This is a genomic window from Anaeromyxobacter sp. Red801, from assembly GCF_049201065.2.
GTDB lineage: Bacteria > Myxococcota > Myxococcia > Myxococcales > Anaeromyxobacteraceae > Anaeromyxobacter.
Window position 1 is genome coordinate 3,565,879 of the sequence record NZ_CM181236.1, and the last position, 17,711, is coordinate 3,583,589.

The 17,711-nt window shown below is 76.3% G+C and carries 14 protein-coding genes and 1 tRNA gene; 9 read left to right on the top strand and 6 right to left on the bottom strand.

The window, feature by feature from the left end; genetic code table 11:
* Positions 1 to 288 precede the first annotated feature (288 nt).
* The 7 genes from ACOQFB_RS16450 to ACOQFB_RS16480 are packed head-to-tail and all read left to right on the top strand — an operon-like array spanning position 289 to position 8,375.
* Entirely contained in the window at positions 289 to 414 is a 126-nt protein-coding gene (locus ACOQFB_RS16450; protein ID WP_272946362.1) for a hypothetical protein, read from the top strand.
* Positions 415 to 421: 7 nt separating this feature from the next.
* Complete coding sequence (gene kdpF / locus ACOQFB_RS16455; protein ID WP_082100249.1) at positions 422 to 514, top strand: K(+)-transporting ATPase subunit F; 93 nt, start codon at positions 422 to 424, stop codon at positions 512 to 514.
* Positions 511 to 2,250: a potassium-transporting ATPase subunit KdpA gene (gene kdpA, locus ACOQFB_RS16460; RefSeq protein ID WP_421609426.1), complete on the top strand. Its 1,740-nt coding sequence runs from the start codon at positions 511 to 513 to the stop codon at positions 2,248 to 2,250. The genes kdpF and kdpA overlap by 4 nt, the downstream gene beginning before the upstream one ends.
* 3 nt (positions 2,251 to 2,253) lie before the next feature.
* The gene (gene kdpB / locus ACOQFB_RS16465; protein WP_421609427.1) at positions 2,254 to 4,344 is read left to right on the top strand and encodes a potassium-transporting ATPase subunit KdpB; all 2,091 of its coding nucleotides are present in this window, start codon (positions 2,254 to 2,256) and stop codon (positions 4,342 to 4,344) included.
* 10 nt (positions 4,345 to 4,354) lie between these two features.
* A complete protein-coding gene (kdpC, locus tag ACOQFB_RS16470; protein WP_059438065.1) occupies positions 4,355 to 4,966 on the top strand; it encodes a potassium-transporting ATPase subunit KdpC in 612 nt (203 codons plus the stop codon).
* The gene (locus ACOQFB_RS16475; protein ID WP_421609428.1) at positions 4,963 to 7,683 is read left to right on the top strand and encodes a DUF4118 domain-containing protein; all 2,721 of its coding nucleotides are present in this window, start codon (positions 4,963 to 4,965) and stop codon (positions 7,681 to 7,683) included. The genes kdpC and ACOQFB_RS16475 overlap by 4 nt, the downstream gene beginning before the upstream one ends.
* Positions 7,680 to 8,375 carry a response regulator gene (locus ACOQFB_RS16480; RefSeq protein WP_059438063.1) on the top strand — a complete coding sequence of 232 codons (696 nt, stop codon included), beginning with the start codon at positions 7,680 to 7,682 and terminating at the stop codon, positions 8,373 to 8,375. The genes ACOQFB_RS16475 and ACOQFB_RS16480 overlap by 4 nt, the downstream gene beginning before the upstream one ends.
* A 16-nt stretch (positions 8,376 to 8,391) precedes the next feature.
* Here ACOQFB_RS16480 and xrtE read toward each other — a convergent pair whose 3' ends face one another.
* The 3 genes from xrtE to ACOQFB_RS16495 all read right to left on the bottom strand — a co-directional run bounded on the left by xrtE (position 8,392) and on the right by ACOQFB_RS16495 (position 13,044).
* Positions 8,392 to 9,954, bottom strand: coding sequence for an exosortase E/protease, VPEID-CTERM system (xrtE, locus tag ACOQFB_RS16485; RefSeq protein WP_494492276.1), 1,563 nt, complete (start codon positions 9,952 to 9,954; stop codon positions 8,392 to 8,394).
* Between the two features lie 92 nt (positions 9,955 to 10,046).
* Positions 10,047 to 10,550 (bottom strand): hypothetical protein, encoded by a 504-nt coding sequence (locus ACOQFB_RS16490; RefSeq protein ID WP_059438061.1) that lies wholly within the window; start codon positions 10,548 to 10,550, stop codon positions 10,047 to 10,049.
* A 223-nt stretch (positions 10,551 to 10,773) separates the two neighbouring features.
* Positions 10,774 to 13,044 carry a tetratricopeptide repeat protein gene (locus ACOQFB_RS16495; RefSeq protein ID WP_494492277.1) on the bottom strand — a complete coding sequence of 757 codons (2,271 nt, stop codon included), beginning with the start codon at positions 13,042 to 13,044 and terminating at the stop codon, positions 10,774 to 10,776.
* Positions 13,045 to 13,149: 105 nt separating this feature from the next.
* On the opposite strand from ACOQFB_RS16495, the gene ACOQFB_RS16500 reads away from it, so the two are divergent.
* Positions 13,150 to 13,225, top strand: a tRNA-Ala gene (locus tag ACOQFB_RS16500).
* 68 nt (positions 13,226 to 13,293) lie between these two features.
* On the opposite strand, the gene ACOQFB_RS16505 is transcribed toward ACOQFB_RS16500, so the two are convergent.
* Positions 13,294 to 14,598, bottom strand: a complete 1,305-nt coding sequence (locus tag ACOQFB_RS16505) for a mechanosensitive ion channel family protein (protein ID WP_421611006.1) — start codon at positions 14,596 to 14,598, stop codon at positions 13,294 to 13,296.
* A 63-nt stretch (positions 14,599 to 14,661) separates the two neighbouring features.
* Here ACOQFB_RS16505 and ACOQFB_RS16510 point away from each other — a divergent pair, with 63 nt between their 5' ends.
* Entirely contained in the window at positions 14,662 to 14,931 is a 270-nt protein-coding gene (locus ACOQFB_RS16510) for a hypothetical protein (protein WP_421611007.1), read from the top strand.
* A gap of 4 nt (positions 14,932 to 14,935) precedes the next feature.
* On the opposite strand, the gene ACOQFB_RS16515 is transcribed toward ACOQFB_RS16510, so the two are convergent.
* Positions 14,936 to 15,274, bottom strand: coding sequence for a hypothetical protein (locus ACOQFB_RS16515; RefSeq protein ID WP_421611008.1), 339 nt, complete (start codon positions 15,272 to 15,274; stop codon positions 14,936 to 14,938).
* A gap of 212 nt (positions 15,275 to 15,486) precedes the next feature.
* Entirely contained in the window at positions 15,487 to 17,700 is a 2,214-nt protein-coding gene (gene ligD, locus ACOQFB_RS16520) for a non-homologous end-joining DNA ligase LigD (protein WP_421611009.1), read from the bottom strand.
* Positions 17,701 to 17,711 lie beyond the last annotated feature (11 nt).

Sequence of the window (17,711 nt, forward strand, 5' to 3'; positions counted from 1 at the left end):
GCCACCTTGACCCCGCCCTGACGGCCGTTCGCCTACCCTCGCGGACGAAAGGAGAGACGTCGTGGTCATCGTCCCACCCCACCTCCGCGTGGTCGCCGCCCCCGGTCCCGCGCGCACCGCGAGCCGCCCCGCCGCGGGCGACGGGTCGCTGGAGGACGTCGCCGTCGTCGCGACCCTCTTCGCGATCGCCCTCCTCCCGATCGCGGGCGCGCTCGCTCACCTCGGGACCTGGACGCAGGGAGAGCTGGGGCTCTCCGCGGCAGGGACGCTGTTCTCCGGGAGGGAGCTGTGGGCCTCGGCCTTCGCGGCGCGCCGCGCCAGGAGGCGGACGTGATCGACCTGCTGACCGTCGGGCTCACGCTGGCGTTCTTCGCCGCGACGTTCGGGCTGGTCGCGCTCCTCGACCGGCTGTGAGGCCACCATGACCGCGCTCACCCTCGCCGCCGCCGCCGTGACGGTCGCCCTGCTCGGCTACCTCGGCTTCGCGCTCCTGTTCCCGGAGCGGCTGTCGTGACCGCCGCCGCGCCGATCGAGCTCGCCGCCTACTTCGGCCTGCTCACCGCCGCCGCCGTCCCGCTCGGCGCGTACGTGGCGCGGGTGCTCTCCACCGACGGTCCGGCGAGCGTCGGCCCCCTCGCCCGGCTGGAGCGCGGGCTCTACCGGCTCGCCGGCGTGGACCCCGCCGAGCAGATGACCTGGCGCCGCTATGCGGGCGCCGCGCTGATCTTCAACGCCGCGGGCCTGCTCGCGGTCCACGCCCTGGAGCGGCTCCAGGCGAGGCTCCCGGGGAACCCCGCCGGCCTTCCGGCGGTGGCGCCGCTCGTGGCCTGGAACACCGCGGTCAGCTTCGCCACCAACACCAACTGGCAGGCCTACGGCGGCGAGGCGACCATGAGCCACCTCGTCCAGATGGCCGCGCTGACGGTCCAGAACTTCCTCTCGGCGGCCACCGGCATCGCCGTGCTCGCGGCGCTCGCGCGCGGGATCGTCGCCCGCTCGACCGGCGGCCTCGGGAGCTTCTGGGTGGACGTCACCCGGATCACCCTGCGGCTCCTGCTCCCGCTCGCCGCAGCCCTCGCGCTGGCCCTGGTCTGGCAGGGCGTGCCGCAGACGTTCTCGGCCGAGGCGCGCTGGCCGGTCCTGTCCCCGGGGGCGACCGGTGAGCGCGTCTCCGAGCAGGTGCTCCCGCTCGGCCCGGTGGCGTCGCAGGTCGCCATCAAGCAGCTCGGCACCAACGGCGGCGGCTACTACGGCGCGAACTCGGCGCATCCGTACGAGAACCCCACGCCCCTCACCGACCTGCTCGAGTCGCTCGCGATCCTCCTCGTCCCGGCAGCCCTGTGCTTCACCTTCGGGGCGCTGGTGCAGGACCGGCGCCAGGGCTGGACGATCTATGCCGCGATGCTCGCGATCCTCGCGCCCCTCACCGTCGCGACGGTCGCGGCGGAGCAGCGCGGAAACCCGGCGCTGGCGGCGCTCGGGGTCGATGCCTCCGTCACCGCGCTCCAGCCCGGCGGCAACATGGAGGGGAAGGAGGCGCGGATCGGGCCCGTCGGCGCCGGGATCTGGGCGGCGGCCACCACGGCGGCGTCGAACGGCTCGGTGAACGCCGCGCACGACAGCTTCACGCCGCTCGGTGGGCTCTGGCCGATGTTGCTGATGCAGCTCGGCGAGGTCGTGTTCGGAGGGGTGGGCTCCGGGCTGTGCGGGATGCTGCTCTTCGCGATCGTGGCGGTCTTCGTCGCAGGGCTCATGGTCGGCCGGACGCCGGAGTACCTGGGCAAGAAGATCGAGGCCTTCGACGTGAAGATGGCGTGCCTCGCCATCCTCGCGCCGTCCGCCATGGTGCTTTTCGGCACCGCCGCCGCCTGCCTGATCCCGGCGGCGTACGGCACGGTCGGGAACCCTGGACCGCACGGGTTCTCCGAGATGCTGTACGCGCTCTCGTCGACCGCGAACAACAACGGCTCCGCCTTCGGAGGGCTCGGCGTGACCGGTCCATGGTGGACGCTCCTCACCGGGCTCGCGATGCTCGTCGGACGGTACTGGGTGATGCTGCCGGTCCTCGCGCTCGCCGGGTCCCTCGCGCGAAAGTCGCGGGTCCCCGCCGGACCCGGGACGCTGCCGACGCACGGCCCGCTCTTCGCCGGCCTGCTCGTCGCGACCTTGCTCCTCGTCGGCGCGCTCACGTTCATCCCGGCGCTCGCCCTCGGGCCCGTCGTCGAGCACCTGCAGCTCCTCGCGAGGTAGGCCATGGACGCCGCCGCCAGCAGGAAGCCCTCCACCGCCCCCGCGCCGCTCGCCACGCCGGCCATCCTGCGCGGCGCCGCGCTCGACGCCGTCCGGAAGCTCCACCCGCTGCGGATGCTCCGCAACCCGGTCATGTTCACCGTGGAGGTCGGGAGCGCCTTCACGCTCGCGCTGTTCCTGCACGCGCTCGCGACGGGGCGCGGCGACGGGCGGCCGGCGTTCATCCTCGCGGTCTCGCTCTGGCTGTGGTTCACCGTCCTGTTCGCGAACTTCGCGGAGGCGCTGGCGGAGGGCCGCGGGAAAGCGCAGGCCGACGCACTCCGGCGGACGCGCCGAGACGTCGTCGCGATCCGCCTCTCGGCCCCGTCCCGCGAGGCCGCGCGCGCGGAGGTCGCGGCCGCGCTCCTTCGCAGGGGCGACCTCGTGCTCGTGGAGGCCGGGGCGATCGTCCCCGCGGACGGCGACGTCGTCGAGGGGGTCGCGTCGGTGGACGAGAGCGCCATCACGGGCGAGAGCGCGCCGGTGATCCGCGAGTGCGGCGGCGACCGGAGCGCGGTCACCGGCGGGACGCGCGTCCTCTCCGACTGGATCGTCGTCCGCGTGTCGGCGGAGGCCGGCTCGTCGTTCCTGGACCGCATGATCTCGATGGTCGAGGGCGCGAAGCGCCAGAAGACGCCCAACGAGATCGCGCTCGACATCCTCCTCGCCGCGCTCACCATCGTGTTCCTGCTCGCGACGGCGACGCTCCTGCCCTTCTCCATCCATGCGGTCCGGGCATCGGGCCAGGGCGCTCCGGTCGGGCTCACGGTGCTGGTGGCGCTCCTGGTGTGCCTCGCCCCCACCACGATCGGCGGGCTGCTCTCGGCCATCGGGATCGCCGGGATGGACCGGATGATCCGGGCGAACGTGATCGCGACCTCCGGCCGTGCCGTCGAGGCCGCCGGCGACGTCGACGTCCTCCTGCTCGACAAGACCGGCACCATCACGCTCGGCGACCGGCAGGCCGCCGCGTTCCTGCCCGCCCACGGTGTCTCCGAGCGCGAGCTGGCGGAGGCCGCCCAGCTCGCCTCCGTCGCCGACGAGACGCCCGAGGGCCGGAGCATCGTCGTGCTCGCGAAGGAGCGGCACGGCCTCCGCGGCCGTCCGCTCGAGCCCGGGGCCTCGTTCCTGGGGTTCTCGGCACAGACGCGGATGAGCGGCGTGGACGTGGGGGAGCGGGCGCTGCGCAAGGGCGCGGTCGACGCGGTCGCCCGGTTCGTGGCGAGCCGCGGCGCGGCCCTCCCGGAGGAGGTCCAGGCGATCGCCGACGGCGTGGCGCGCCGCGGCGCCACCCCGCTCGCCGTCGTGGACGGGCCGCGCGCCCTCGGGGTGATCGAGCTGAAGGACGTGGTGAAGGGCGGGATCCGGGAGAGGTTCTCGCAGCTGCGGCGGATGGGCATCCGGACGGTGATGATCACCGGTGACAACCCGCTCACGGCCGCGTCGATCGCCGCCGAGGCCGGCGTCGACGAATTCCTGGCCGAGGCCACCCCGGAGCGGAAGCTCGCGCACATCCGGGAGTGGCAGGCGAGGGGTCACCTGGTCGCGATGACCGGCGACGGCACCAACGACGCGCCCGCGCTGGCCCAGGCCGACGTCGCGGTGGCGATGAACACCGGCACGCAGGCCGCCAAGGAGGCCGGCAACATGGTGGACCTCGACTCCAACCCCACCAAGCTCATCCAGATCGTGGAGATCGGCAAGCAGCTGCTCATGACGCGCGGGGCGCTCACCACGTTCAGCCTGGCGAACGACGTGGCCAAGTACTTCGCCATCGTCCCGGCCGCGTTCGCGCTCACCTACCCCGAGCTCGGCGCGCTGGACGTGATGGGCCTCCGCTCGCCGGAGAGCGCGATCCTCTCGGCCGTCATCTTCAACGCGCTGATCATCATCGCCCTCGTCCCGCTGGCGCTCCGGGGGATCGCGTTCCGGCCGGCGCCGGCGAGCGTGACGCTCCGGCGCCATGTCCTGCTGTACGGCGCGGGCGGGCTCGCGGTCCCCTTCGCCGGGATCAAGCTGGTGGACCTCGTGCTCGGCGCCCTGCACCTGATCTGAGGGAGCTCCCGTGATCCGCCCCGCGCTCGTCCTGCTCGCCGCCTTCACGCTCCTGACCGGCCTGGCCTACCCGGCGCTCCTCACCGCCACCGCGCAGCTCGCCTTCCCGGCCCAGGCGAACGGGAGCGTCCTCGCGCGCGACGGCGCCCCGGTCGGCTCCGCGCTGGTGGGGCAGCCGCTCTCCGACGCGCGCTACTTCTGGGGACGCCCGTCCGCGACCGCGCCGGGCCCGTACGACGGCCGCGCCTCGGGGGCGTCCAACCTCGGCCCCTCGAATCCGGCGCTCGTGGCGGCGGTGCGCGATCGGATCGCCGTGCTCCGGGCCTCGGACCCGGGCAACCCCGCCCCCGTCCCCGTCGACCTGGTGACGGCGTCCGCGAGCGGCCTCGACCCGCACCTCTCGCCGGCCGCTGCGCTGTACCAGGTCCGGCGCGTCGCGAAGGCGCGCGGCATGCCCGCCGCCGAGGTGCGAGCCCTCGTCGAGCGGCACGTCGAGCCGCCGCTCCTGGGCATCTTCGGCGCGCCCAGGGTGAACGTCCTCGCGCTCGACCTCGCGCTTGACGATCTCTGCGGGCGGGGCATTGATGCCGGGAGGACGGGGGCGCGGAGGCCCCATCCGTGACACCTTCGACGGACCGCCCGGACCCGGACGCGCTGCTCGCGCGGGTTCGCGCCGAGGAGGCCAGGGAGCAGGGCGCCCGGTTCAAGGTGTTCTTCGGGTTCGCGCCGGGCGTGGGGAAGACCTACCGGATGCTCCAGGTCGCGCGCGACCTGGTGGCTGAGGGCGTCGACGTCGCGGTCGGCGCGGTCGAGACACACGGTCGCTACGACACCGCGGGCCTCTTGCTCGGCCTGGAGGTCCTGCCCCGGCGCGCCCTCCCGCACCACGGGCGCGTGCTGGACGAGTTCGACCTGGACGCCGCGCTGGCGCGCCGGCCGCGGATCCTGCTGCTCGACGAGCTCGCGCACACCAACGCCCCGGGCTCGCGCCACGCCAAGCGCTGGCAGGACGTGCTCGAGCTGCTCGGCGCCGGGATCGAGGTCTACACGACGCTGAACGTGCAGCACGTGGAGAGCCTCAACGACGTCGTCGCGCAGATCACCCACGTGCAGGTCCGGGAGACGGTCCCGGACTCCGTCCTGGACCGCGCGGACGAGATCGAGCTCGTGGACGTCGCGCCCGAGGAGCTGCTGGAGCGCCTGCGCGAGGGCAAGGTCTACATCCCGGAGCAGGCCGCGCTCGCGCGCGAGCACTTCTTCAAGCGCGGCAACCTGCTCGCGCTCCGCGAGCTGGCGCTCCGCCGGATGGCGGAGAGGGTGGACGAGGACGTGCTCGCGTTCCGCGAGGCGCACGGCGTCCAGCGCGCCTGGGCGACCGCCGAGCGGGTCCTGGTCTGCGTCGGCCCCGCGCCCGACTCCGCGCGGCTGGTCCGCGCGGGCCGCCGGATCGCCGCAGGGCTCCGGGCCCCCTGGTTCGCGGCGGCGGTGGAGGCCACCGGCCGGCCGCCGCTCCCGGAGGTGGACCGCGATCGGCTGGAGGCCCACCTCCGCCTGGCGGAGTCCCTCGGGGCGGAGGTGGTGCGCCTGTCCGGCGTCCACGTCCCCGACGGCATCCTGGAGTTCGCGCGGCGGAAGAACGTCACGCGCATCGTCCTCGGGAAGCCCCGCCACCCGCGCTGGCGCGACCGGCTGCGCGGCTCGCTGGTGGACGAGATCATCCGCGGCAGCGGCGAGATCGAGGTCCACGTCCTCTCCGGCCCCGAGGACGACGCACCGGTGCGCGCCGCGCCCGCGCGGCCCGGCGGCGAGACGCCCGCCCGCGAGTACCTGCGCGCGGCGGCCGTGATGGGCGTCACCACCGCGGTGGCGGCGGCGGCGCGCGCGCTGCTCCACGTGCCCGACGTGGAGATGCTGTTCCTGCTGGGCGTGATGGTGGTCGCGCTGACCAGCGGCCGCCGGGCCTCCATCCTCGCCGCGGCGCTCGCGGTCGCCTGCTACGACTTCTTCTTCGTCCCACCCTCGTTCACCCTCGACGTCACCGACGCCCGGTACGTCCTGACCTTCGCGATGATGCTGGGCGTCGGCATCGTCATCGGGACGCTCACCCTGCGCCTCCGCGAGCAGCAGCGGGCGGCGGTCGCCCGGGAGCGGCGCACGGCGGCGGTGTACGCGCTCGGCAAGGAGCTGGCCGCGGCCATGGACGCGACCGGCGTCGGCACCGCGTGCGTCCGCGCGGTGGCCGAGGCGTTCGAGTGCGCGGCGCTGTTTCTCCTGGCCCGGGACCGGGACACGCTCGAGCCGGTGGCCTCCGCGCCCCCCGGCCAGTCGCTCGGGACCGGCGAGCTCGCCGTCGCGCGCTGGGTGCACGAGCACGGGCGTCCCGCGGGGCGCGGCACCGACACGCTGCCGGGCGAGCCCGTGACCTGCCTCCCGCTCCGGACGTTCGGAGACGTGCTCGCCGTGATCGCCCTCCGGCCCCCGCGCGAGCGGGGCTTCACCGGGGAGCAGCGGGAGCTCGTGGAGTCGCTGGGGCGGCACGCGGCCGTCGCGCTCGATCGCGTGCGCCTCGCCGACGAGGCGCGACGGGCTGCGCTCCGGGTGAGGACCGAGGAGCTCCGGAGCGGGCTCCTCTCCTCCGTCTCGCACGATCTCCGCACGCCGCTGGCCGCCATCACCGGCGCCGGCACGCTCCTCCTCGACGAAGGCGTGGACGACCCGATCATCCGGAGGGAGCTGATGACCACCATGGTGGAGGAGGCGGAGCGGCTGGAGCGCCTCGTCTCGAACCTCCTCGACATGACGCGGCTCGACGCGGGGGTGGTCGAGCCGAAGCGGGAGTGGGTCCCGCTCGTCGAGGTGGTCGGCTCCGCCATGAACCGCCTCGAGCGGCCGCTCGCGGGGCGCCCGATCGACGTCATCATCCCCGACGACGTCCCGCTGCTCTCGATCGACCCGATCCTGATCCAGCAGCTGTTCGTCAACCTGCTCGAGAACGCGACCAAGTACACGCCCCCGGGGACGGGGATCGCGCTCCGCGCCGGGCGCGAGGGCGGGACGCTGGTGATCGAGGTCGCCGACCGCGGCCCGGGCATCCCCGCCGGCCAGGAGGAGCGCATCTTCGAGCGGTTCCAGCGGGCCGCCCGCCCCGGCGTTCGAGGGGTCGGGCTGGGCCTCCCGGTCGCACGCGCCATCGCCCAGGCGCACGGCGGACGCCTCACCGCCGCCAACCGGCCGGGCGGCGGGGCGGTGTTCCGGCTCACCTTGCCCGTCTTGACGCCGCCCCCCGCGCCGCCGGAGCCCGGCGGCGAGCAGCCGCCGGTGCGCGGGGGGGTGGCGTGACCGGCGGCGGCCCGCTCGTGCTCGTCGTCGAGGACGAGGCGCCGGTGCGCCGCTTCCTGCGCGCCGCGCTGGCCGCGCACGGCTACCGCATCGAGGAGGCCGGGACGGTCGCCGAGGCGGAGCAGCTCGCGCCCGGCCACAACCCGGACGTCTTCCTCCTCGACCTCGGGCTGCCGGACGGCGACGGGATCGACCTCGCGCGGCGGCTCCGCGAGTGGACGCGCGCGCCGATCATCGTGCTGTCGGCGCGCGGCCGCGAGGAGGACAAGGTGGCCGCCCTCGACGCGGGCGCCGACGACTACCTGACGAAGCCGTTCGGGGTGAACGAGCTCCTGGCGCGCCTCCGCGTGGCGCTCCGGCACGCGCAGGCGCCGCCGGAGGGACCGCCGGTGGTCGAGGTCGGGCCGCTCCGCATCGACCTCGCCCGCCGCGAGATCACGCGCGGCGGCGCCGAGGTGCGGCTCACGCCCACCGAGTACCGGGTGCTCGCGATGCTCGCGCGCAACGCCGGCAAGGTGCTGACCCACCGCCAGATCCTGCGCGAGGTGTGGGGGCCGAACGCGACCGAGGCGCACTACGTCCGCGTCCAGGTCGCCGAGCTGCGCAAGAAGCTCGAGGACGAGCCGGCGCGGCCGCGGCTGCTGGTGACCGAGCCCGGCGTCGGGTACCGCCTGCGCGACCGCGTCGACTGACGGGCGCGAGGCCCGCTCACCCGCCCCACAGGCCCCAGCGGCCGGCGCCCAGCACCGCGGCCGCGAGGACGGCGTTCGCGACCGCGTGCGCCAGCACCGCGTCGCCGAGGCGGCCGCGCCAGCGGCGCACGCCCGCGAAGGCCAGGCCGGCGGCGGCGCCGAGCAGCCACTCGGAGTGGATCGCGCCGAACGCCAGCGACGAGCCGAGCGCGGCCGGCCAGCTCCAGGCGCGCGGCGGCACCTCTCGGAAGCCCGGCGCCACCAGCCACGGCAGGAGGAAGCCGCGGAACGCGAGCTCCTCCACGACCGGCACCAGCAGGCACGAGCCGGCGAGCCGCACCGAGATCCACGCTGCCCGCTCCGCCGGGCCCATCCGGGCCAGCCCCTCGGAGACGGCCGTCGCGTCGCCGCCGGCCAGCGCGATCCAGGCCGCGCCCACCGCCACCCCGGCCGCGACCGGGAGCAGCGCCGGGGCGAGCGCCGCCGCCGGGAGCCGGCGCCGGACGGCCAGCAGGACCACGGCGCCCGCGGCGACGCGGAGCCCGTAGAGCCGATCCACGCCGCCCTCGGCCAGCATCGAGGTGACGAGCGCCGCCGCGAGCGTGGCGACGAACGGCGCCGCGTACGCGCCCGCGCCGGGCGGGACGCCCGCGGCCGCGCCGCCCTCCGCGCCGGCGGGGCGGGCCAGCCACCGCGATCGCTCGGCGACGGCGACGCTGCCGAGCGCGATGGCGATGAAGAACGCCCAGCCGAGCTTGGAGTGGAAGCCGCCGAACGCGAGGTCCGGGCGGCCCGCCGCGGCGAGCCGCGTCAGGACGGCGACCCGCAGCACGTTGCCGGCCAGCGCGGCCGCGGCACCGAGCGGCAGGAGCACCAGCGCGCGCTCCCACCGGATGCGCCCGCGCGCGAGCGCGATCCAGACCGCCTGGAACAGGACCACCAGCCCGACGCCGTCCACGCCGGAGCAGATGGGCGCGATCTCGATGCGCAGCCCGCTCGCCCAGATCACGCTGCGGGCGGCGTCCACCTGGATGTTCGCGCCGGCGGCCGACGCCAGCGCGCCGGCCGCGTGCAGGGTCACCGCCGAGAGCACCCCCCACAACCCCTCCGCCGCGGCCGCCGCGCGCCAGGCGAGCAGGCCCACCGAGATCGCCACCAGCGGCGCGAGCCAGCGTCGGGCGAGCGCGGCGAGCAGCCACCGGAGCGGGGCCGCGGAACGGAGCGCGAGCAGGCCCGTGGCCGCCGCGCAGGCGATGAAGCCCGCCATGGCGCCCGGGGACGGCGGCGGCGCGCCCGGGCGCAGCAGCGCCGCGGCCATGGACGCGGTGACCGCGTAGGCACAGGCCTGCAGCGCGAGGACGGGCCAGGGCCGCCACGCCGGGATCGGCGGGAGCGCGACCGCGGGCGCGGCGGCGCGCGACTCGCCGCGGGCGATCAGCCAGCCCGCCGCCGCCGCGCCGAACAGCACCGGCCCCAGCATGCGCAGCGGCCGGACCAGCGCCATCGCCGGGCCGGCCATGGGAAGATCCACGAGCAAGGACAGCCCGAGGTACTCCGCGGCCAGCAGCGCCGCCGGCACCGCCCATCGGAGCCCGGCCCACAGGCGCGCGGTGCGCAGACCGCGGCCGCAGGTCGTTGCGGCGACGCCCGCGCCCGCTCATGCGGCGGTGCTCAGCGGCGACGGCGGCGCGCCAGCAGGACGCCGCCGCCGACCACCAGGGCGGAGATGACGCCGGCCGCGGCCGGGTCCAGCTCGGGGACGCTGATGCCGCCCGAGTCGCCTTCGCCCGCGCCGCTGCCGGCACCCCCACCGCCCACGTTCACGCCGCCGACACCGCCCGCGCCCCATCCGCCGCCGGTGCCCTGGGTCCCGCCGTTGCCCTGGCCGACCCCGCTGCCATGGTCGCCGCCGTTGTCGTGGCCGACGCCGTTCTGCTGACCCTGCTCGCCGGCGCGATCTTCCGCGGGCGGCTCGCCCTGGACATCGGCGCCGAGCGGCTCGCGGCCAGCGGGCACGCCGGGCTCGGCGGGCGCCGCACGCTCGGCGCGGTCCGCCACACCGTCAGAGCGGCTCGCACCGTCCGGCCGGAACTTCTCCCGCGCGCTCGCGTCCCCGGACCAGAGCAGCAACGCGGCGATCGCCGACGCTCCCAGCGGAATCAACGAGAGCTGCATGACTGAATCCCCCGAGCGCCTGCTTGAGGCGCTGAATCATCACGAGCAGTGTCGACCTCGCTGCGCGAGCGAACAATCCCGAGCGCGAGCGACAGGGGGTGGGGCTGCGCGCCACGCCGCATCGCCTGCCCAGGACCCACCGTCCGGGTACGTGCGACACCATGACCCCATGCCGGCGCGCCGCCAATGCGGCGCGATCGCACGTGATTGCGCTTCGCCCCGCTCAGTTCCCGCCGGCGAGGCGCGCGGCCTCGGCCGCGTGGGGCGCGCGCGGGCACAGCTTCGCGTAGGCGCCCAGCTTCGTCTTGGCGTCGGCGAGCTTGTTCGCGTCGTGCTCGAGCTTGCCGGCGCCCCAGAGCGCCTCGCAGCTCGCCGGGTCCTTCTCGAGCGCCTTGCGGTACAGGTCGGCCACCACCTCGGCGCGCGCGCCGCGCGCGCGCTCCACGTCCGCCATCTCGACGTAGGCCGCGGCCGCGCCGCCCGCGCCGCCCTGGCCGTACTCGTCGATGGCCTGCGTCAGCTCCACCAGCGCGCCCGGGACGTTGTTGCGGTCGCGGTGGAGCCGCGCCAGCGCCACGCGCGCGTCCGGGAACGGCTTGCCGAGCGCGATGGCCTTCTCGTACTGGCCGCGCGCCAGGTCGGCGTCGCCCGCGGCGCGGTAGGCGTCGCCGAGCAGCAGCGCGAGGCGCGGGCTCTCGCCCACGCGCGCCACGGCCCGCTTCAGCGTCTCCAGGGCGCGCTGCGCGCCGCCCTCCTGCGCGAGCTGCGCCCGCACCAGGTCGGCGTAGAGCGAGACGCGGCGGTCGTCGAGCGACACCGCGCGCTGGAACGCCTCCACCGCCCCGGCGGCGTCGCCGGCGCGCAGCTTGCGCTGCCCGACCAGCCACGGGATCTCCGGGCTGGACGGGTCGAGCTTGGCGGCGGCCTGCTCCTCCGACGCGGCCTCGGCGGCCTTGCCGTGCGCGGCGAGCACGCCGGCGCGGACCGCGTGCGCCAGCGCCTGCTGCGGCTTCGACGCGCCGGCCTGCGGCGCGAGGACCAGCGCCGCGGCGCGCGCCGCCTCGTCGAGCTGGCCGCGGCCGAGGAGCACGAGGGCCTTGCCCAGGATCGACGGGAGGTGCTCCTTCTGGATCCGCAGCGCGTAGTCGTAGTAGCCGGACGCCTGCAGCTCGTAGCCCTCGCCGCGCCGCCGGAACTGCTCGGCCAGGAGCCAGGCGGTCCGGGCGTCGCCGGGGTTCACCTGCTGCGCGCGGGTGAGCGCGTCCCGCGCCGCGTCGAGATCGCCGGCGCGCAGCTGCACCGCGCCGAGCACCGCGAGCAGGAACGGGCTCTGCGAGCCCTCCTCGCCGCCCAGCACCGCGTCGAGCGCCTGCTTCGCGCCGGCGGCGTCGCCCGAGTTCGCGCGCAGGTACGCCTCCGCCGCCACCAGGTGCGAGTGGCGCCCGAGCTTCCGCGCCGCGTCCACGTGGCGCATCGCCTCGTCGCGCACGGCGTCGCCGTCGCCGTGCTCGGCCCAGCGGATCGCGTCCACGTACGCGAGGAACGCGTGGCCCGCGAGCGCGTCGCGGTCGCGCTTCAGGATGTCCTGGAGCTTCGCCGCCGCCTCGCCGTAGGCGGCGTACGCGTCGCGGTCCACCAGCTCGCGCGTCTCGCGGAGCAGCCGGTCGATGGCCTCGATCCGCTCCTTGCGCGCCTTGCTGTAGAGCGCCCAGCCGCCCAGCGCGACCGCCAGGGCGGCGGCGAGCGCCACCGTGGCCACGATGGGCCCCCGGCCGACGCGCTTCGGCTGGCGCGAGTGCGGGATCTGGAAGGTCTGGGTGCCGTACTTCTCCGCGAGCTGCTGCGCGTACGCGGCGCCGCTCGCCTGCGCGGGCGGCGGCGTCGGCAGCGGCACCTCCTCCGAGGCCTCGGCCGCAGCCGGCGCGCCCGGCGCCTGCGGACGCACCGGCGGGGGGGCGGGCGGGCGCTGGCCCGGCGCCGCGACGCGCGGCGCGACGGGCGGTCCCCCCGCGGCGGCCGGCGCGGCTCCCGCGGCCGGGCGCGGCGGGGCGGCGGGCGCGGCGGGCGCCGCCGGCGCGACCCCGTGCTTCTCCAGCAGCGCACGGATCTCGGGGTCGTTCGGCGCGGCGTCGGCGGCGCGGCGCAGCGCCGCCTCGCCCGCCTCCCGCTCACCCAGCCGGAGGTGGAGGACGCCGGCGAGCTGGTTCGCGGCCGCGAACGTGGGGAACGCCGCGAGCACCGCGCCGAGCTCCTCGAGCGCCTTCCGATCCTTCCCCTGCTCGGCGTAGACGCGCGCCAGCAGCACCTTGGCGGCGGGATCGTCGGGGTGCGCCTTCACGCCCTTCTTGCAGACGACCATCGCCTCCATGAAGCGGCCGGCGGCGAGGTAGGCCTCGGTCAAGGGACGGTAGGCGTCCGAGGCGGGATCGGAGGCGAAGGCGTGCTCGAGGGCCGACAGCTCAGCGGGCGTGAGGGGCTTTCCAGGCGTGCGCATGGGGGAGACCAACATAGCATCGAGGCCGGTGGGGCAGACGGTGCTTGACACTCCCCGGCCGGAACCGTTAGAGAAGCGGTCCCCTGACCTCGGGGAAGTCTTCGTGGGGCTGTAGCTCAGCTGGGAGAGCGCTAGAATCGCACTCTAGAGGTCGTCGGTTCGATCCCGATCAGCTCCACCAATCTCGAAGGGCCCGGCGGCGACGCCGGGCCCTTCGTCTTTGCGGGGAGGGCCGCCTGCGCGCCGCTCCTACCGCCGCGCCCGTTCGGCGCCGTCCTCCGACACGAGCTGGACGGTGCGGGTCGGGAACGCGAAGGACGATCCGGCCCCCTCCACCGCCTCCATGATCTGCAGCAGCACCTCGGTGCGGATCTCGCAGAACTCGTTCCAGTCGGTGGTCTGGAACCAGGCGAGCACCTCGACGTTGAGCGTCGAGTCGAGCAGCGCCGTGAACCGCACGCCGATGCCGTCCGGGTGGACCTTCGGGTGCGCGCGCAGCAGCGCGTCCACCCGGCGGATCACCTCGCGCATCTGCGCGGCCGTGGTCGCGTAGGAGAGCCCCAGGTTGAGCGAGAGCCGGATGCGATCGCGCGCGCCGAAGGTCTCGCTGCGCATCTCCGAGAGCTTGCCGTTCGGGATGGTGACGAGCGTCCGGTCCAGCGTGCGGATGCGCGTCGAGCGCATGCCGATCGACTCCACCGTCCCGGTGACGCCCTCCACGTTCACGTAGTCGCCCTGCCGGAACGGCTGGTCCACGCCGATCGACACCGAGCCGAACAGGTTCTCGACCGTCTTCTGGGCGCCGAACGCCACCGCGATGCCGCCGATGCCCAGGCCGGCGAGGAGGCTCGCCACCTGGAACCCGAGCTCGTTCAGGACGGAGATGAGGCCGATGGCCACCACCGCCGCCTTCGCGATCTTGCGGCCGACCGGGAGGAACGCGGCCAGCCCCGGGTTCGCGGCGGTGCGCGGCGCCAGCGCCATGGCCTGGAACGCGACGCCCACCGAGCGGTAGGCGCCCCAGAACACCACCAGGAACGCGACCGCGCGCAGCAGGTGGTGCACCACCGTGGCGGCGCCGTCGGGCAGGACCAGCCACGGGAGCATCGCGGTGACCAGGCCGACCGCCCACAGCGCGGTGAGCGGGCTCGCGATGCGCTGCAGCAGCAGGTCGTCCCAGGTCGTGCGGGTGCGCGCGGCGAGGTGCCCGAGCACCTGGCGCGTGCCCCACCCGAGCATGGAGCCGAGCGCCATCGCGAGCAGCGCGACCACCGGCATCGCGAGCCACTGCCACCACAGCAGGCCCCGCGGGCCGCGCTCGCGGAGCGGCGTCGGCAGGTGCGGCTCGAAGAACGGGCGCGCCTCGCCCTGGGGCTCGACGCGCACCTCCACGCGCGGCGCGCGCGCCGGGGTGGCGGCCGCGTCCCGGGGGGACGCCGCGGCGGCGGGCGGGGCGCCGGCCGCGTCCGGCTGGGCGGCGGCGGGCGCGGCGAGCGCGGCCGCGAGCACGAGCGCGAGGGCGGCGCCGGCGGGGGCGAGGGAGGATCGCGTCATGGCGGGGGAGGATAGCGCGGGCACGCCCGGCGCGGCGGGTTACATTGGCGCCGGAGGAACCCGATGGCACGCATCCCGATGGAGGCTTTCGAGGAGGGCACCGAGATCGTGCGCGTCTACCTCGCGGCGCGGCTCGAGGAGGCGCAGGCGGTGGAGCAGGCGCTGGGCGGCGCGGGGCTGGAGTACGGCGCCGAGACGGAGGACCTGGCGCCGCCGAGCGCGTTCCGCGCGCGGCGCCAGGGGGTCGGGTTCTGGGTGGACGCGCCCGACGCCGACCGCGGCGTCGAGGCGCTGGAGCGGGCGGGGCTGGTGGCGGGCCTGGTCCGGCGCTGAGGCCTCAGGCGCGGGCGCGCGGCAGCGGCTTGCCCTTCTCGAACGCCGCGTTCTCGCCGAAGCGGGCCACGATCTTCTTCTTGGTGTCGAGGCCGGTCGCCTGGATGACGAAGTTCGGCACGCGGCGCGCGCGCGCGTCCGCCACCCAGCGGGTGATCTCGACGCGGCGCCGGCTGGTGCGCACGGGCCGCCCGGCGCGGCCCGCGGCCATCTCGCGCTGGATCCCGTCCTGCACGAGCTCGCCGACCTGCCGGGCGATGGCGGCGGAGATCCGCTCGACCACGCGGTCGGCGGTCTCGCGGATGATGGCGTCGATGGAGGTCTCGCGGGCGGGTCTCGGCATGGCGTGTCCCTCGGGTGTGGAGGGAACATAGTCCATCCGCATTGATTGTCCACGCTCCCTTCGACATTCATTGCGCGGGCGATTGCGCGGCGAGCCGCACATTGCCGCAAAGTCGCCCCCCGGGCGGGGTTCCGCCACCTGTCCCCACACGCGCGCGGGCGCCAGGACGCGGCGCGCGCGGCAGCGGGTCGCATCCGCAGGCGTGCGGCGCCTCACGGGCGGCGCGCGGCGCGCCGGCCGGCCGCACCCGGCCGCTCCCGCAGGCGCGCGAGCGCGCGCAGCAGGTCGGGGCGCTCGGTCAGCACGGGCCGGAGCGGATCCGCGCCGAGCCGGGCCGCGCGCGCGGGAACGGTCCGGACGGTGAACCGGGCGGGGTCGAGGCGGGCGCTCACCTCGCTCCAGCGCAGCGGCGTGGACACCGGCGCGCCCGGCCGCGGCCGGACCGTGTAGGGCGCGGGGATGGCGGTTCCGTGGCCGTTGCGATGGCAGTCGAGGTGCACGCGGCCGCGGCGCGCCGCGGCCGCGCGGGCGGTGGTGGCGAGCTCCGGCAGCTCCGCCTCGACCGTCCGCGCCAGCAGCTCGGCCAGCGTCCGCGCCTGCGCGTGGGTGAGCTGGCCGCCCAGCGGGACGAGCACGTGCAGCCCCCGTTCCCCGGTGGTCTTCACGTGGCTCGGCAGCCCGGCGGCGCCGCAGAGCGCGTGGAGCGCGCGCGCCACCCGCACCACGTGCGCGAACGGCGCGCCGCCCGCCTCGAGCTCCACCACGCACCAGTCCGGCCGCTCCAGGGCGCCGGCGCGGCCCGCCAGCACGTCGAAGGGGATCGCGCCCTGGTTCACCAGCCAGGCGAGGCCGTCGGCGTCGTCCACCACGAGGTGCTCGACGGCGCGGTCCCCCTCCCCTGCGTGCACCGTCACCGCGCGCAGCCAGGGCGGCCGCCACGCGGGCGCGTCCTCCTGGAGGAAGCTCCGGCCGTGGATGCCGTCCGGGAAGCGGGTGAGCACCAGCGGACGATCGGCCAGGAACGGCAGCATGAACGGCGCGACGGCCCGGTGGTAGGCGAGGAGCTCGCCCTTCGTGATCCCGTCCTCCGGGAACCAGACCTTCTCCGGGTGGGTCACATTCACGCTGCGTTCCGGCGGCCCGGAGCGTGGCGCCGCCGGCGGCCGCGACCGGACGCGCGGCCCCGGCGGGCGCGGCGCCGCGCCTTCCGCGGCCGGCACCAGGACCCAGTCGGCGGATCGGCCCGCCCGGTAGGGCGCCGCGGCGCGGCGGGCGAGCACGCCGGGGAGGCTCCGGCGCGCCGCCTCGCGGTGGAGCGCCCGCCCCTCGCGCTCGACGTGGCCGGCGTAGCGGACCGGGCCGACCGCGGGCGCGATCGCGGCGAGCAGCCGCTTGCGGTCGGCGAGCGCCAGCCCGCGCAGGTCGCGCCCGGCCAGGGCCAGCAGGTCGAACGCGAACAGCGTCCCGGGCCGCTGCAGCGCGGCGCCCGCGGCGGCGGAGGGATCCGCGCGGGCGCGCGCCTCGAGCCCCTCCGGCGAGGCCCGCCCCTCGTCGTCGAGCACGACCAGCTCCCCGTCGAGCACCGGATCTCCCGGCAGGAGCCCCACGGCGAGCGCCACCTCGGGGAAGCGCGCGGCGAGGTCCTCGCCCGCCGGCGTGCGCAGCACCGCCCCCATGCCCTCGCGGCGCGCCGACACGCGCCGGCCGCCCTGCGCCACCTCGAAGAGCCAGCCGGCGCGGTCGAACGGCGCGCGGCGCGCCCCCGGCAGCATCGGCGCGAGCCCTCGCCGCGGGAGCGGGCGCGCCGGGGCGCCCAGGCGCGCGGCCTCGCGCGCGGCCGCCTCGGCCCGGCTCGTCCCGGCCGCGAGCTCCTCCACCGTGCGGCCGGAGAGCACCGAGGCCTCGGGGAACGGCCGCCCCGGCCCGGCGAACGGATCGCCGCGGTGCTTCAGGAGCAGCCACTCGCGCTTCCCGCCGTCCGCGGCGCGGGTCCGGACCAGCGTCCACTCACCGTGCAGCTTGTGGCCGCGCAGCCGGAACACCAGCTTGCCGCGCGCCAGCCCGTCCTCGGGATCGCCCACCGGCCACCACGCGCCGCGATCCCACACGATGACGGCCCCGGCGCCGTAGTTTCCCGCCGGGATGAGCCCCTCGAAGTCGGCGTACTCGACCGGGTGATCCTCGACCTCGATGGCCATGCGGCGGTCGGACGGATCGGCGGAGGGGCCCTTCGGCACGGCCCAGCTCCGCAGCGTGCCGCCGAGCTCCAGCCGGAAGTCCCAGTGGAGCCGCCGCGCCGCGTGCTTCTGGACCACGAAGGCCCGCGCCGGGCCGGGATCGCGCGCGCCGGGCTCACGGCCGCCGAACGGCTCCGGCGTCCGGCCCGGGTCGCGCATGGCGCGGTATCGCTCCAGCCGGTCGGGCACCGCAGGTGATC

What these genes read in the sequence shown, in the direction of transcription:
- ACOQFB_RS16490 (WP_059438061.1), bottom strand. Translation starts at nt 10,550, where the DNA reads ATGCAGCTCTCGTTGATTCCGCTGGGAGCGTCGGCGATCGCCGCGTTG.
- ACOQFB_RS16515 (WP_421611008.1), bottom strand. Translation starts at nt 15,274, where the DNA reads ATGCCGAGACCCGCCCGCGAGACCTCCATCGACGCCATCATCCGCGAG.
- kdpB (WP_421609427.1), top strand. Translation starts at nt 2,254, where the DNA reads ATGGACGCCGCCGCCAGCAGGAAGCCCTCCACCGCCCCCGCGCCGCTC.
- ACOQFB_RS16510 (WP_421611007.1), top strand. Translation starts at nt 14,662, where the DNA reads ATGGCACGCATCCCGATGGAGGCTTTCGAGGAGGGCACCGAGATCGTG.
- kdpF (WP_082100249.1), top strand. Translation starts at nt 422, where the DNA reads ATGACCGCGCTCACCCTCGCCGCCGCCGCCGTGACGGTCGCCCTGCTC.
- ACOQFB_RS16495 (WP_494492277.1), bottom strand. Translation starts at nt 13,044, where the DNA reads ATGCGCACGCCTGGAAAGCCCCTCACGCCCGCTGAGCTGTCGGCCCTC.
- ACOQFB_RS16505 (WP_421611006.1), bottom strand. Translation starts at nt 14,598, where the DNA reads ATGACGCGATCCTCCCTCGCCCCCGCCGGCGCCGCCCTCGCGCTCGTG.